The following is a 14,487-nucleotide window of genomic DNA, read 5'->3' on the forward strand; positions in this document are numbered from 1 at the left end:
TCACTCCTTAATCGGTAAAGCGGTTTCAAAAATCTGGTTATTGAAATTATACAAAAAAAGATCTATTTTTGGAATCATTTCGTCTCGTATGCCAGTGTTGGATCATTCCTTTTGAAAACTGATCCAAGAAAAAGTATTTTCTCATTTATGTATCGAGGTGTTCTCTTAAAGAAGGGAATGTGCTATCATTTTTAGTAATGGCAAAATGAGTATTGATTAAAAGGAGATGAGAAAGTGAAACTAATGTGGCATTACACGATGCGCTATAAAAAATATTTAGTGCTCAATTTTATTTGCGTTTTCGGGTTTATCCTGATTGAATTAGGGCTACCTACGATCTTAGCACGCATGATCGATGTCGGGATACGAAATGACGATTTTGATTTCGTCAAGCAGCAGGGGATCTTTATGATCGTTATCACTGTGATAGGGATCGTGATGAATATTTTATTGGGGTATTTCGGTTCGAGAATCACGACGAACATCGTTGCAGATATCCGTGATGATCTGTTCCAAAAGATCCAAAGTTATTCGCATCAAGAATATGAGGATCTAGGTGTAGCGTCTTTGATCACTCGAACGACGAATGACGCGTATCAGATCATGCTTTTTCTACAGAATATTTTGCGGATCGGTTTTATGGCACCTATGATGTTCGTGGTCAGTTTGTACATGGTGATGCGAACAAGCGTGTCGCTGAGTCTTTATGTGGTCGGTGCCTTGCCTTTTCTGTTGATGGCAGTCGTTGCGATCGCTAAGATTTCTGAACCATTATCCAAAAAACAACAAAAAAATCTGGACAAGATCAATAGCATTCTACGTGAGAACTTGTCAGGCTTGCGCGTGATCCGTGCATTTGTCAATGAAAAATTCGAAGAAAAAAGGTTTGCGAAAGTCAATGAGAATTATGCTTCGAGCTCAAAAAGTCTATTTCGTCTGATGGCGGTCGCTCAACCTGGTTTTTATTTCCTATTTAATATCGTGATGGTTTTGATCATTTGGAGCGGTGCAGTGCAAATCGATGCTGGCGCCTTGCGAGTAGGTGATTTGATTGCATTCATCGAATATATTTTCCATGCGCTGTTTTCGTTCATGCTCTTTGCGAGTGTCTTCATGATGTATCCGAGAGCTGCTGTTTCGGCTGGGCGTATCCAAGAAGCGTTAGATGCAAGTCCGTCGATCGTTGAGGATCCGAATGGTGTGTCTGAAACAAAAACAAAAGGATATATCGAATTCAAAAACGTTACTTTTGCGTACCCAGGGCATTCACAAGAACCTGTGATCCGAAATGTCAGTTTCACTGCTTCTCCTGGCGAAACCGTTGCGTTCATTGGAAGCACAGGCAGCGGTAAATCTACACTGATCCAGTTGATCCCTCGTTTTTATGATGTCAGTGAAGGGGAGATCCTGATTGATGGTGTAGACGTACGCGATTATCAATTGAGTAAATTAAGAAATAAAATCGGATTTATTCCGCAAAAAGCACTTTTGTTCACTGGAACGATTGCTGAGAACCTGCGTTATGGGAAAGAGGATGCCACGCAAGAAGAAATGGAACGTGCAGCAGAGATCGCTCAGGCTGCAGAATTTATTTCGAGAAAAGCAGATGGCTATGATGAACATCTGTCAGAAGGAGGAGCAAACTTCTCTGGTGGACAAAAGCAGCGGCTTGCCATTGCCCGAGCGATCATCCGTCGTCCAGAGATCTATATCTTCGACGACAGCTTCTCTGCCCTTGATTACCAGACAGATGCGAAGCTTCGTGCTCGCTTGAAGAAAGAAACGACAGAATCCACTGTTCTGATCGTGGCGCAGCGTGTCGGAACGATCATGCATGCGGATAAAATCATTGTGTTGAATGAAGGAGAAGTAGTTGGTATAGGCACACACCGAGAATTACTCGAAACTTGTCCTATCTATTACGATATTGCCGCTTCACAATTGTCGAAGGAGGAATTAGCATGAAAAAGACCTTTTCTTCCTTGAAACGTTTAGCTCGTTACATCAAACCCTACAAGATGACCTTTCTTTTAGTGATCCTGTTTACAGTCCTGACTGTAGCATTCAATGCGGCGCTGCCTTATGTTACAGGATTGCCGACGACTGAGATCAGCAGGAATATCGCCAATAACGAGTCGATCAACTTTTCCTACGTATTCAAATGTTTGATATGGATCACGGTAGTGGGGATCGGATATTGCATTTCACAATTATTGTCAGGTGTATTGATGACTAATGTGGTGCAAAGTGCGATGCAGGATCTTCGAAGAGATATCGAAGAAAAAATCAACCGTTTGCCTGTCTCTTATTTCGACAAAAACCAGCAGGGAAATATTTTGTCTCGTGTCACCAATGATGTGGATGCTGTGAGTGGTGCGCTGCAGCAAGCGTTTATCGGAATCGTGAATGCGATTTTGGGTATCGCGATGGCTGCGGCGATGATGTTTTATATCCAGCCACTGATGGCCTTGATCTCTATGATCATGATCCCTGCTTCCATTTGGATATCGAAACGAGTCATCAATGCTTCTCAGAAATATTTCCAGAGCATGCAGAATTCTCTTGGTGAATTGAATGGATATGTGCAGGAAAACATGACTGGATTCAGTGTTTTGAAGGTATATGGACGGGAAAAAGAGACGTTCGAAGGATTCAAAAAAGTGAATCACAGTTTGAAATATTACGGTTTCAGAGCAGCTTTCATCTCAGGACTCATGATGCCACTCGTTCAATTGACGGCGTATGCGACTTATATCGGTATGGCCGTTCTGGGGAGCTTTTACGTGATTACAGGAGTGATCGTGGTAGGACAACTGCAAGCATTCATCCAGTATATCTGGCAGATCAGCCAGCCGATGGGGAATGTGACACAGCTTTCTTCTGTCTTGCAAAGTGCGTCAGCAGCGACAAAACGCGTATTTGAGATCTTGGATGAACCAGAAGAAAAAGAAAACAAAGTAGATGTCACTTTGCCTGAAACGATCTCAGGTGCAGTTACATTTGAACATGTCGATTTCGCTTATGATCCGAAGAAACCGCTGATCCAGGACTTGAACTTTGAAGTCAAAGCTGGTCAGACAGTTGCTGTCGTAGGACCGACTGGAGCTGGGAAAACGACCTTGATCAATTTACTGATGCGTTTTTATGAGGTGGATCGAGGCGCCATTCGGATTGACGGGATCGATACGAAATCCATGAGCCGAAGTGATGTCCGTTCGTTGTTCGGAATGGTACTGCAAGATGCGTGGTTGTATGAAGGAACGATTGCTGACAATATCCGTTTCGGAAAATTGGATGCGACAGACTACGAGGTCGTTGATGCAGCAAAAACAGCAAATGTCGATCACTTTATCCGGACGATGCCAGATGGTTATGAAATGGCGATCAATTCAGAAGGTGAGAACGTCTCGCTAGGACAGAAGCAGCTGCTGACCATTGCCAGAGCAGTGGTTTCAGATCCGAAAATTCTGATTTTGGATGAAGCGACAAGTTCGGTGGATACTCGCTTAGAAGCTTTGATCCAAAAAGCGATGGATCGCGTGATGGAAGGACGGACTAGTTTTGTGATTGCCCATCGTTTGTCAACGATTCGTGATGCTGACCTGATATTAGTGATGGATCAAGGGCAGATCATCGAAAAAGGGACACATGAGAGCTTGCTCGCGCAAGGCGGTTTCTATGAAAAATTGTATAACAGCCAGTTTGCTGAAGAAATCGAGGAGTAATCTTATTTTTTGTTCTCTTTTCTTGATAATGGTAAAGTAAATGTATCAAGAAAAGCGAGGACGCAAAAGATGGAACAATTTTTGAAAGAAAAAATCGTTGAGACCAAAAGAGAAATCGATCGTCTAACGAATGTCTGTCAAACAAAGCCAGTGGAATCTGCTGATTTTTTCGAAAATGAATTTCAGATCGAGCGTTTGGCAGCACAAATCGAAATCTATGAACAAATCTTGAAAAAAGTACAAGAAGAGCAGATAATGAAATAAATCGATAGAGAAAAGCAGGCAGAAATTAATCCTTTCTTGCCTGTTTTTTCTATACGCTGTGCAAAAATAAATGTATAGTAATATAAAACGGATACTTGGTGTGGAAATAAGACATACAAGTAAACACAAGGAGGAGAAACCGATGGAACGATTCATTGCACCGAATGCGACAGTGATCGGCGATGTCACATTAGCAAAAGAGGTGTCGATCTGGTATCAGGCAGTATTGCGAGGAGATAGCAACTGGATCAAAATAGGGCGAGGGACCAATATCCAAGACGGAACGATCGTCCATGTCGATCATGATGCACCTGTTGAGATCGCTGAACAAGTGACTGTGGGCCATCAATGTATGATACATGGCTGTAAAATCGAAAAAGGCGCATTGATCGGGATGGGCTCGACGATTTTGAACCATGCTGTCATTGGCGAGAACAGTTTGATCGGCGCAGGTTCTCTAGTGACAGAAGGAAAAGTCATTCCGCCAAACGTTTTGGCTTTTGGCCGTCCGGCGAAAGTCATTCGTCCTTTGACCGAAGAAGAAATCCAAAAAAACAAAGAAAATATCCAGCATTACATCGACATTGCCCAGCAGCACGCAAGAGGGGAATTCAAAGAGCAGAAATAAAAAATGCCCGCCATAAACGGCGGACATTTTTTGTTTATTTTTAGTTCAATGAAGAACTGTTTTCCATGACTTCATCGATCAAGCCGTATGCTTTGGCTTGTTCTGCTGTCATGTAGTTGTCACGATCTGTATCTTTTTCGATCACTTCAAGCGGTTGTCCTGTGCGTTCTGCTAAGATTTTATTCAAGCGTTCGCGTGTTTGCAGGATGTGGCGAGCAGCGATTTCGATTTCTGTCGCTTGTCCTTGCGCTCCGCCAAGTGGTTGGTGGATCATGATCTCAGCGTTTGGCAAAGCAAAACGTTTCCCTTTAGTACCAGCTGTCAGCAAGAAGCTGCCCATCGATGCAGCCATCCCCATAACGATCGTTTGAACATCTGCTTTGACAAAGTTCATTGTATCGTAGATGGCCATTCCGGCTGTTACTGAACCACCAGGAGAGTTGATGTACAAATAGATATCTTTTTCAGAATCTTGTGCGTCCAAGAAAAGCAATTGGGCGATGATTGAGTTTGCTAGATCATCTGTCACTTGTCCACTCAACATGATGATGCGGTCTTTCAATAGACGTGAGTAAATATCGTAGGCTCTTTCGCCTCTAGATGATTGTTCGATGACTGTAGGAATTAAATTCATAATAGATTTCCTCCTTAAATTTCTTTCAGAAATAGTGTAACATAAGTTGGTTTCGAATACCTAAAAAGTAGTATACATTTTTGGTCAAAAAAGGTCAAATAAAAAACTTTTGCAAAATAGTCGGAGAAAGTGGCTTTATGGTATGATAAACGGAGAATCGAAACAAGGAGGAACAATAATTGATAGTTGCTATCACAGGTTTTATCGGCGTACTATTAGGAGCTGTTTTAGTCTATGCTGGAATGGCACTCCAAATGCGTCACTTAGAAAACAAAGAACAGAGGCGACGCGAGCTGGAATTAAAGGTCAAAGAAATCGAGACATTGAATCAGCTCAATAAAAAAATCAATGAAATCTTACAAAAAAGAGCGACCATGCTAGACGAATACGTCAGCTTCGATGCCTTTGACGATTGTTATATCACGATCGATGATTTTGCTTATCTGCAATCATTCTCAGCTCAAAACAGCTTTTATCTGCCGAACTATATCTTGGATGAGCTATTCAAGAATATCTCCCACCGAAAAGTCGTCCTGTCGCCAGACGAGACAATGAAAATCGGCGGATATGCCTACAAAGGCGGACGGGTGATCTTGGAAAACTTCACGGATAACTTGACAGAGATGATCAATGAAAAAAAATCACAACTAAAAAATATGACGCGCCAACCGATCGGCTTCTTTTCAAAGGACGATGTTTGGAGCTGAGGCTAAATCCAGCCGCCGCTACTTGAAAAGTCTGTGGCGGTGCTTTCTTTTTTCTTGTGATACAATAAAAGAAGAACGGAAGTGTGAAATATAATGGTACAAATCTATGCTCATCGAGGAAGTAGCGGTACACATCCTGAGAACACGCTTCCAGCTTTTTCAGAAGCGATACGTGCAGGGGCAGACGGAATCGAATTAGATGTGCATTTGAGTAAAGATGGTCATCTGATCGTGATGCATGATGAGGAAGTGGACCGGACGACGAACGGCAAAGGGCTGATCCGGGAAAAAACACTTGAGGAAATCAAGAAACTCCACGCTGGCAGCTGGTTCGACAAAGAATTCGCTGCAACAAAAGTACCGGAGTTAAAAGAAGTGCTTGCATTGCTTCTTCAGAAAAATTATCGTGGTATGCTGATGATCGAAATCAAAACAGATCAGTACGAGTACCTGGGGATCGAAGAAAAACTAGCTAATTTGCTGACAAGCAGAGAGTGGCCGTTTCAACACGGCTACTGCAGTTTCAATCTCCATTCATTAGAACGGATCGCTGTTCTGGAACCAGATGCCCAGTTGGATCTGCTTCTAAGTACTTCTGAGAAAAAAATAGAATTAGCAGCAGAAGCAGGATATATCGAAGGAATCCATCCGAAGATCACCTGGCTGCTCGAGCATCCACATGACGCTGAGGCCTTTCCGAAAGCTATTCGGCCATGGACGATCAACACAGAAGAAGAGATGGAAAAGTGCATCCAACAGAATGTGAACGGAATCATTACGGACTTTCCCGAAAAGGCAGTGCGATGGAAGCAATCAATGAAAAAGTAGGAGAACGATGGAAAAAGTATTAGTGATCGTCGGTCCCACAGCAGTAGGAAAAACAGCTCTTAGTGTGGAACTGGCAAAAAAATTCAACGGAGAAATCATCAGTGGTGATTCGCTACAGATCTACCAGAAACTGGATATCGGTACAGCCAAAATCAAACTGAAAGAAATGGAAGGAGTCCCGCATCATCTTATTGACGTGATCGCGCCTACTCAAAATTATTCCGCAGCTGATTTTCAGCAGACGGGCCGTCAGTTGATCGCCGACATAACCAGTCGAGGTCGCTTGCCGATCGTTGCCGGAGGTACAGGACTATATATCCAGTCATTGCTTTACGATTATCAGTTAGGCGCAAAAGAAGATGAAGCAGGAGCGGCTGTCAGAAGAAAATATGAGGAACTCGCCGAAAAAATCGGTAAACAAGCACTGTGGGAACAGCTGAACGAAAAAGATCCCGCAGCTGCGGAAAAAATCCACTGGAACAATCAGCGAAAAGTCATACGTGCATTGGAAGTCTTTGAGACCACTGGCTACAGCATCACCGCACCTAAAGAAGCACCGAAACGGTTGTATGATTACTGTATGATCGGTTTGGATACAGAACGTGAGCTGCTTTATCAGCGGATCAATCAGCGAGTGGATCAAATGCTTGCGGAAGGATTAGTGTCTGAAGCACGATTTGTCTACAGCCTTGGAAAAATCCAAGCAAGTCAAGGGATCGGTTACAAAGAACTTTTTCCATACTTTGAAGGAAAAGAAACATTAGAAGAAGCAGTAGGCCAGATTAAGCAGAATTCTAGACGTTATGCCAAACGACAGCTCACGTGGTTTCGGAACCGCTTGAACGCACGATGGTTCGATCTTGTGCAGCATCCCGAAGAGAACAGACGAATCGAACAAACAATCAGTGAATGGCTGGAGGCGAAAGAATAATGGAAGAAAAAGAAAAAGTGATCATCGTAGGTGTAGAAACAGAACAAAATCAGCGATACTTTGCAGAATCCATGAAAGAATTGATCCAGCTCACCAATACAGCATCTGGCGAGGTCGTTTTTTCGGTGATGCAAAAACGTCCGCAAGTAGACCGTCAAACGATCATCGGTAAAGGCAAGTTGCAGGAATTGGTTCAGCAGGCGGACGCACATGAAGCAGACCTGATTATTTTCAATCATGAACTGACACCTAGACAAAGTCAATTGATCGCGGATGCAGTCGGATTGCCGGTCATTGATCGCGTCCAGCTGATCTTGGATATCTTTGCTATGAGAGCCCGCTCAAGAGAAGGGAAACTCCAAGTCGAGCTAGCACAGCTGGAATATCTTCTGCCTCGTTTAGCTGGACAAGGGAAATCGTTGTCTCGACTTGGCGGAGGGATCGGTACGAGAGGCCCTGGGGAAACCAAACTCGAAACAGACCGCCGACATATCAGAAATAAGATATTCGGTGTGAAGAAAGAATTGAAAGAAGTCGAAGCACATCGAGAACGGAATCGACAAAAAAGAAAAAACAGTGAAGTATTCCAAATCGGCTTGATCGGCTATACCAACGCAGGGAAATCAACGATCTTGAATCTGCTGACAGAAGCAGATACGTATTCAAAGGATCAATTATTTGCAACACTAGATCCTTTGACGAAAAAATGGCGATTTGCGGAAGGCTTTGAAATCACGATAACAGATACCGTTGGATTTATCCAAGACTTGCCAACGCAACTGGTCGATGCGTTCCATTCGACATTAGAAGAAAGCCAGAACATGGATCTTTTGCTCCATGTAGTCGATGCAAGCTCGCCTGATCGTATCTTGCAGGAACAGACGGTCTTGAAACTGATGGATGAGTTGGAGATGAAGGATATGCCGATTTTGACAGTTTATAATAAAGCAGATCAAATCGACCCGTCGATGTTCACACCGACATTGTTTCCAAATGTGCTGATCTCTGCCAGAAGCGAGGAAGGAAAACGTTCTTTGATAGAAGCAGTCAAACGTCAATTGATGGAGCTTCTGACACCGTATACGTTAGTCGTTCCAAGTGACAAAGGACAGACGCTCAGTGAATTAAGAAGGCAGACATTGGTTTTGGATGAACATTTCATAGAAGAAGACAATACCTATGAAGTGCGAGGTTTTGCAAAACCTTCTTCGAAATGGCTAAGAAAAAACCGGTAAACCAAACATTTTTCTTTTAGCAAGAGGATGAAATAGAGAAAGATAAGGCGATATCATCACGATATGGAGCCTTATCTTTTTTTGTTTTGCTTTTTTATAAAAAAAATTTAGCTTCATGTTAGAAAACCTCACATAGGTAGTTGACAAGCTTTTTTTAAATTGGTACACTTGACCCAACTTATGAAACGAAGGAGGACGTCTGATGGGAGAAAAGGAATTGCGCCGCTCGATGTCTGTGTTTCCGATTGGTACAGTGATGAAGCTGACTGATTTATCTGCACGGCAAATCCGTTATTATGAAGAACAAGAACTTGTTCATCCCGAGCGAAGCGAAGGAAACCGCCGCATGTATTCGTTGAATGATATCGATACATTGCTGGAGATAAAGGATTATCTTTCTGATGGGCTGAATATGGCAGGGATCAAACGCGTGTACGAAATGGCACAAGCGAAAAAAGAAGAAGCAAAAAGTAAAAAGCCGCTCACAGATCATGACGTTCGGCAAATCTTTCGTGATGAGATACTGGCGCAAGGCGGTCTAAGCAAAACAGGGCATTATCAGTCACAGGGACTGCAAAGACAATTCTTTGACTGAATTAATTAAAAAAAGAAAGAGGGATACCATGGTAAAGAAACAGATTACTGGCGAAGAAATCAAACGAATCATCGAGGAAGAGAACGTCCGGTTTTTGCGATTGATGTTTACGGATATTTTAGGGACAATCAAAAATGTTGAAGTACCAGTCAGTCAGATTGACAAAGTATTAGAAAACAAAATGATGTTTGACGGATCTTCTATCGAAGGTTTCGTACGAATCGAAGAAAGTGATATGTACCTGTATCCGGATCTTTCTACTTGGATGATCTTCCCATGGGAAAGCGACCACGGAAAAGTTGCCCGCTTGATCTGCGATATCTATAATCCAGATGGCACACCTTTTGCAGGAGACCCTCGCGGTAACTTGAAACGTGCGCTGAAGGATATGCGGGAGCTTGGTTTCTCCTCTTTCAATTTAGGACCAGAACCGGAATTTTTCTTATTTAAATTAGATGAAGATGGCGGAATCACGACCAACCTGAATGACAAAGGCGGGTATTTTGATTTTGCACCGACCGATTTAGGTGAAAACTGCCGTCGGGATATCGTGCTGGAATTGGAGAGCTTAGGATTCGAAGTCGAAGCTTCCCACCATGAAGTGGCACCAGGTCAGCATGAGATTGACTTTAAATACGCGGATGTCGTCGATGCATGCGACAATATCCAAACCTTCAAACTAGTCGTTAAAACGATCGCACGCAAACATGGTCTCCATGCGACATTCATGCCGAAACCATTGTTCGGGATCAATGGTTCAGGGATGCACTGCAACATGTCTTTGTTCAATGAGGAAGGGAATGTCTTCTATGATAAAGACGGCGAATTGGAATTAAGTGAAACAGCCTATCATTTCTTAGGCGGATTATTGAAACATGCGCGTGCCTACACAGCAGTCTGCAACCCGACAGTCAACTCTTACAAACGATTAGTGCCTGGCTATGAAGCACCTGTATATGTGGCATGGAGCGGACGCAACCGTTCGCCATTAGTCCGCGTGCCAGAATCTCGCGGTCTATCTACACGGCTGGAATTGCGTTCAGTAGATCCATCTGCTAATCCATATTTGGCGATGGCAGTCTTGCTGCAAGCTGGCTTAGATGGCATCCGTCATCAAATCACACCTCCAGCAGCAGTTGACCGCAATATTTATGTGATGAATGAAGAAGAAAGAGAAGCAGCGCATATCCAAGACTTGCCTTCGACGATCCACAACGCTATCAAAGAATTGCGCAAAGACAAAGTGATGATCGATGCGTTAGGTCAGCACATCTTCTCGAATTTTGTCGAAGCGAAACGTCTGGAATGGGCCGCATTCCGACAAACCGTTTCCGAATGGGAAAGAGAGCAGTATCTAGAACTTTATTAAACAGGACACCGTTTATTCGGGAAAAGGGGGCTGTGACAGTAATTCTGTCACAACCTCTTTTTTGACAAAAAATAAAGTTTATAGACAATCTTGCGCATAAATGAGTTGAAAAAGGTTAGTTTTGAAAAAAATCGTACCCAAAGCGATGATATGGTAGTGTTGAATAGAACAAAAAGATACAAAATCGTTAAGTTTCACCCATTTTATCATCAGGAGGCGTTCGCCATTGAAAGAAAAGGAGCTAGAGAAGCAGTTGGATCATACGTATAAACGGTTATTACTGATAGCAAAACAATTGATGTTGGTAGGTGGAATGGCATCTGTCATCCTCCTGTCTTTGTTTGCTTTTGTGTTGTTTCATGCTAGGCTTTTTAGCAAAGATTTCATGATTGGATTGTTCCTAGCGGGGACGATGCTGGCTTGTCTTATCCTGTTCCTTCTGTTTTATCAAAGCATCAACAAAAGCCTCAAGAAAGAGTTTCCAGAAGATGATCTGCAAAAAAAGCTGGGAAAGGCAGATATCAATAAGAAGAAAAACGACCGATCTACTTGATATAAAAACAAAATTGAAAGCGGATAGTATTGATTTGAGGGCTTGACTTTCCCTTGGCCAGATTGTATTATACACCTTGGGCACCCTTTTAAAGGGTCAGAAGTTTACAGAAATTTCGGCTCCCTATTCTTGTTGAAGAATAGGGAGCTTTGTTTATTTTCTGAGACTTTTCCTGCAGATAAAACAAGAAGGAGTTTTTGAACTTATGACAAAATACATTTTTGTAACCGGCGGCGTCGTTTCATCAATCGGAAAAGGGATTGTTGCAGCTTCTTTAGGCCGTCTGTTGAAAAATCGCGGCTTGAAAGTAACGATCCAAAAATTTGATCCGTATATCAACGTGGACCCGGGAACAATGAGTCCTTATCAGCATGGGGAAGTGTTCGTCACAGATGACGGTGCTGAAACCGATCTGGACTTGGGGCACTACGAACGATTCATTGACATCAATTTGAACAAATACTCCAATGTGACAACAGGAAAAATCTATTCTGAAGTATTACGTAAAGAACGTAAAGGGGAATATTTAGGCGCGACTGTTCAGGTGATCCCGCATATCACAAATGAAATCAAAGAAAAAATCATGCGTGCCGCAAAGATGACGGATTCAGACGTGATCATCACCGAAGTCGGCGGAACAGTAGGAGATATCGAATCTCTGCCATTCCTTGAAGCACTACGTCAAATGAAAGCAGATGTCGGTGCAGACAATGTCATGTACATCCATACGACATTGATTCCTTATTTGAAAGCGGCAGGAGAAATGAAGACTAAACCTACCCAACATAGCGTGAAAGAATTGCGTGGGTTAGGGATCCAGCCGAATATCCTGGTCGTCCGAACAGAACAGCCTGTTTCACAAAGTGTCAAAAATAAATTAGCACAATTTTGTGACGTGGAACCAGAAGCTGTGATCGAATCTCCAGATGTGGATACACTTTACTCCATTCCACTCGTCTTGCAAGCGCAAGGGATGGATCGCATCGTCTGTGAGCACCTGAAGTTAGAAACACCAGAAGCAGATATGACAGAATGGAAAGAATTGGAAGAACGTGTCTTGAATCTGAAGAAAAAAGTTCGCATTGCACTTGTCGGAAAATACGTCGAATTGCCTGATGCCTATATTTCTGTCGTTGAAGCCTTGAAACATTCAGGATTTGCTTATAATGCTGACATCGAATTGGATTGGATCAAAGCACAAGAGCTGACACGCGAAAACGTGGAAGAACGTTTGAAAGACGCTGACGGGATTTTGGTTCCTGGCGGTTTCGGTGATCGTGGTGTCGAAGGGAAGATCGAAGCGATCCGTTATGCTCGTGAGAATGATGTACCATTCTTAGGAATCTGTTTGGGGATGCAAATGGCATGTGTCGAATTTGCACGAAATGTCGTTGGACTGGAAGATGCGGCTTCAGCTGAAACCAATCCTGACACAACGAACAATATCATCGACTTGATGGCAGATCAGGAAAATGTAGAGAATCTAGGTGGTACATTGCGCTTAGGGTTGTATCCATGCAAAATCAAAAAAGGGACAAAAACAGCGGAAGCTTACGAAGGTGCAGATGTCGTCCAAGAACGTCACCGCCACCGTTACGAATTCAATAATAAATATCGTCAAATGTTTGAAGAACAAGGATTGGTCTTCTCCGGTGTCTCACCAGACAATCGTTTAGTGGAAATCGTTGAGATCCCTGAGAAGAAATTCTTCGTGGGCTGCCAGTTCCACCCAGAATTGATCTCTCGACCAAACCGTCCGCAAAAACTGATCAAAGCGTTTGTCGGTGCATCATTGTCAGACCGCGAAGCAAAATAAGCGATCCGGATGCCAAAAGAGAAAAACATCGAGAAAGCAGGTCAAGCTGTTTTCTTGACGTTTTTCTTTTTTTCTGTTGTTATTGTTACGAGAACAGAAGTTAGAAAAATCCAGACTTTTTTTACAAATCACCTACTTTTCGGTTTTATTTTTTACAAAAAACTTCTTGAAAATTTTCATTTTCACTGATTTTAGTAGAAAACTATCGGAATGTTTGGTAAAATAGGTTCGTTGGTTAAGAATTGTCTTAACAAATTTAGTTTTACAAAACTTAGGAGGAATTTATTATGCCAGTAGTATCAGGAGCTGAATTTTTAAAAGCTGCTCGTAAAGGCGGTTACGCTGTCGGCGGGTTCAACACAAACAACTTAGAATGGACTCAAGCTATCCTTGAAGCAGCTGAAGCAAAACAAGCACCAGTACTTATCCAAACATCAATGGGTGCAGCTAAATACATGGGTGGTTACAAAATCTGTAAAGATTTAATCACTGATTTAGTTGAAGCAATGAACATCACTGTTCCAGTTGCTATTCACTTAGACCACGGAGACTACGAAGCAGCTCTAGAATGTATCGAACTAGGCTACACTTCAGTTATGTTCGACGGCTCACACTTGCCATTTGAAGAAAACTTGAAATTAGCAAAAGACGTTGTTGAAAAAGCTCATGCTAAAGGTATCTCTGTAGAATGTGAAGTTGGTTCAATCGGCGGTGAAGAAGACGGAATCATCGGTAACGGCGAATTAGCTGACATCGAAGAATGCAAACAAATGGTTGCTACAGGTATCGACTACCTAGCTTGCGGTATCGGTAACATCCATGGTCAATACCCAGAAAACTGGAACGGTCTAGCATTTGACCACTTACAAGCAATTGCTGATGCTGTAGGTCCAGATATGCCTTTAGTATTACATGGCGGATCAGGTATTCCTCAAGATCAAATCGAAAAAGCAATCTCAATGGGTATCTCAAAAGTAAATGTTAACACTGAATTCCAATTATCATTTGCTGCAGCTACTCGCAAATATATCGAAGCTGGTAAAGATAAAGAAGGTAAAGGATTCGACCCTCGTAAATTATTAGCTCCAGGTAAAGCAGCGATCGTTGAAGATGCAAAAGCTCATATCGACTGGTTCGGTTCAGCAAACAAAGCGAACGCTTAATTTCAATTGAAATCCGTTCTTTGTGTTCGTTGAAACACA

14 protein-coding genes are annotated in these 14,487 nt (G+C 42.6%); 13 read left to right on the forward strand and 1 reads right to left on the reverse strand.

Features of this window, described 5'->3' with window-relative positions:
- Positions 1-234: 234 nt before the first annotated feature.
- The 4 genes from efrA (at position 235) to G7Y42_RS00770 (ending at position 4,617) form a co-directional block, all read left to right on the forward strand.
- Positions 235-1,965, forward strand: coding sequence for a multidrug efflux ABC transporter subunit EfrA (gene efrA / locus G7Y42_RS00755; protein WP_165002932.1), 1,731 nt, complete (start codon positions 235-237; stop codon positions 1,963-1,965).
- On the forward strand, positions 1,962-3,725 hold the full coding sequence (gene efrB, locus G7Y42_RS00760; RefSeq protein WP_165002935.1) for a multidrug efflux ABC transporter subunit EfrB: 1,764 nt from the start codon (positions 1,962-1,964) through the stop codon (positions 3,723-3,725). The genes efrA and efrB overlap by 4 nt, the downstream gene beginning before the upstream one ends.
- 69 nt (positions 3,726-3,794) lie before the next feature.
- Positions 3,795-3,989, forward strand: coding sequence for a hypothetical protein (locus G7Y42_RS00765; RefSeq protein ID WP_165002937.1), 195 nt, complete (start codon positions 3,795-3,797; stop codon positions 3,987-3,989).
- Between the two features lie 142 nt (positions 3,990-4,131).
- The gene (locus tag G7Y42_RS00770; protein WP_165002939.1) at positions 4,132-4,617 is read left to right on the forward strand and encodes a gamma carbonic anhydrase family protein; all 486 of its coding nucleotides are present in this window, start codon (positions 4,132-4,134) and stop codon (positions 4,615-4,617) included.
- A 40-nt stretch (positions 4,618-4,657) separates the two neighbouring features.
- On the opposite strand, the gene clpP is transcribed toward G7Y42_RS00770, so the two are convergent.
- Positions 4,658-5,251, reverse strand: coding sequence for an ATP-dependent Clp endopeptidase proteolytic subunit ClpP (clpP, locus tag G7Y42_RS00775; protein ID WP_002289402.1), 594 nt, complete (start codon positions 5,249-5,251; stop codon positions 4,658-4,660).
- 179 nt (positions 5,252-5,430) lie between these two features.
- Between clpP and G7Y42_RS00780 the strand changes: the two genes are divergently transcribed.
- The 9 genes from G7Y42_RS00780 to G7Y42_RS00820 all read left to right on the forward strand — a co-directional run bounded on the left by G7Y42_RS00780 (position 5,431) and on the right by G7Y42_RS00820 (position 14,448).
- The gene (locus tag G7Y42_RS00780; protein WP_165002941.1) at positions 5,431-5,958 is read left to right on the forward strand and encodes a hypothetical protein; all 528 of its coding nucleotides are present in this window, start codon (positions 5,431-5,433) and stop codon (positions 5,956-5,958) included.
- Between the two features lie 93 nt (positions 5,959-6,051).
- Complete coding sequence (locus tag G7Y42_RS00785) at positions 6,052-6,786, forward strand: glycerophosphodiester phosphodiesterase (RefSeq protein WP_165002943.1); 735 nt, start codon at positions 6,052-6,054, stop codon at positions 6,784-6,786.
- Between the two features lie 7 nt (positions 6,787-6,793).
- Positions 6,794-7,717, forward strand: a complete 924-nt coding sequence (miaA, locus tag G7Y42_RS00790) for a tRNA (adenosine(37)-N6)-dimethylallyltransferase MiaA (RefSeq protein WP_165002945.1) — start codon at positions 6,794-6,796, stop codon at positions 7,715-7,717.
- The gene (hflX, locus tag G7Y42_RS00795; RefSeq protein WP_165002947.1) at positions 7,717-8,952 is read left to right on the forward strand and encodes a GTPase HflX; all 1,236 of its coding nucleotides are present in this window, start codon (positions 7,717-7,719) and stop codon (positions 8,950-8,952) included. The genes miaA and hflX overlap by 1 nt, the downstream gene beginning before the upstream one ends.
- A gap of 202 nt (positions 8,953-9,154) precedes the next feature.
- Positions 9,155-9,547, forward strand: coding sequence for a MerR family transcriptional regulator (locus tag G7Y42_RS00800; protein WP_165002949.1), 393 nt, complete (start codon positions 9,155-9,157; stop codon positions 9,545-9,547).
- Positions 9,548-9,575: 28 nt separating this feature from the next.
- Positions 9,576-10,916, forward strand: a complete 1,341-nt coding sequence (glnA, locus tag G7Y42_RS00805; protein ID WP_165002951.1) for a type I glutamate--ammonia ligase — start codon at positions 9,576-9,578, stop codon at positions 10,914-10,916.
- 226 nt (positions 10,917-11,142) lie between these two features.
- Positions 11,143-11,469, forward strand: coding sequence for a hypothetical protein (locus G7Y42_RS00810; RefSeq protein WP_165002953.1), 327 nt, complete (start codon positions 11,143-11,145; stop codon positions 11,467-11,469).
- A 205-nt stretch (positions 11,470-11,674) separates the two neighbouring features.
- Positions 11,675-13,285 (forward strand): CTP synthase, encoded by a 1,611-nt coding sequence (locus G7Y42_RS00815; RefSeq protein WP_165002955.1) that lies wholly within the window; start codon positions 11,675-11,677, stop codon positions 13,283-13,285.
- 287 nt (positions 13,286-13,572) lie between these two features.
- The gene (locus G7Y42_RS00820; RefSeq protein ID WP_165002957.1) at positions 13,573-14,448 is read left to right on the forward strand and encodes a class II fructose-bisphosphate aldolase; all 876 of its coding nucleotides are present in this window, start codon (positions 13,573-13,575) and stop codon (positions 14,446-14,448) included.
- The last annotated feature ends 39 nt before the right edge of the window (positions 14,449-14,487 follow it).

Origin of the sequence: Enterococcus sp. ZJ1622, from assembly GCF_011038845.1 — a bacterium.
Lineage (GTDB): Bacteria > Bacillota > Bacilli > Lactobacillales > Enterococcaceae > Enterococcus_B.

Bases quoted from the DNA above. Each gene is read 5' to 3' on its own strand.
- efrB (WP_165002935.1), top strand. From the start codon at position 1,962: ATGAAAAAGACCTTTTCTTCCTTGAAACGTTTAGCTCGTTACATCAAA.
- G7Y42_RS00765 (WP_165002937.1), top strand. From the start codon at position 3,795: ATGGAACAATTTTTGAAAGAAAAAATCGTTGAGACCAAAAGAGAAATC.
- G7Y42_RS00770 (WP_165002939.1), top strand. From the start codon at position 4,132: ATGGAACGATTCATTGCACCGAATGCGACAGTGATCGGCGATGTCACA.
- clpP (WP_002289402.1), bottom strand. From the start codon at position 5,251: ATGAATTTAATTCCTACAGTCATCGAACAATCATCTAGAGGCGAAAGA.
- G7Y42_RS00785 (WP_165002943.1), top strand. From the start codon at position 6,052: ATGGTACAAATCTATGCTCATCGAGGAAGTAGCGGTACACATCCTGAG.
- miaA (WP_165002945.1), top strand. From the start codon at position 6,794: ATGGAAAAAGTATTAGTGATCGTCGGTCCCACAGCAGTAGGAAAAACA.
- hflX (WP_165002947.1), top strand. From the start codon at position 7,717: ATGGAAGAAAAAGAAAAAGTGATCATCGTAGGTGTAGAAACAGAACAA.
- G7Y42_RS00800 (WP_165002949.1), top strand. From the start codon at position 9,155: ATGGGAGAAAAGGAATTGCGCCGCTCGATGTCTGTGTTTCCGATTGGT.
- glnA (WP_165002951.1), top strand. From the start codon at position 9,576: ATGGTAAAGAAACAGATTACTGGCGAAGAAATCAAACGAATCATCGAG.
- G7Y42_RS00815 (WP_165002955.1), top strand. From the start codon at position 11,675: ATGACAAAATACATTTTTGTAACCGGCGGCGTCGTTTCATCAATCGGA.
- G7Y42_RS00820 (WP_165002957.1), top strand. From the start codon at position 13,573: ATGCCAGTAGTATCAGGAGCTGAATTTTTAAAAGCTGCTCGTAAAGGC.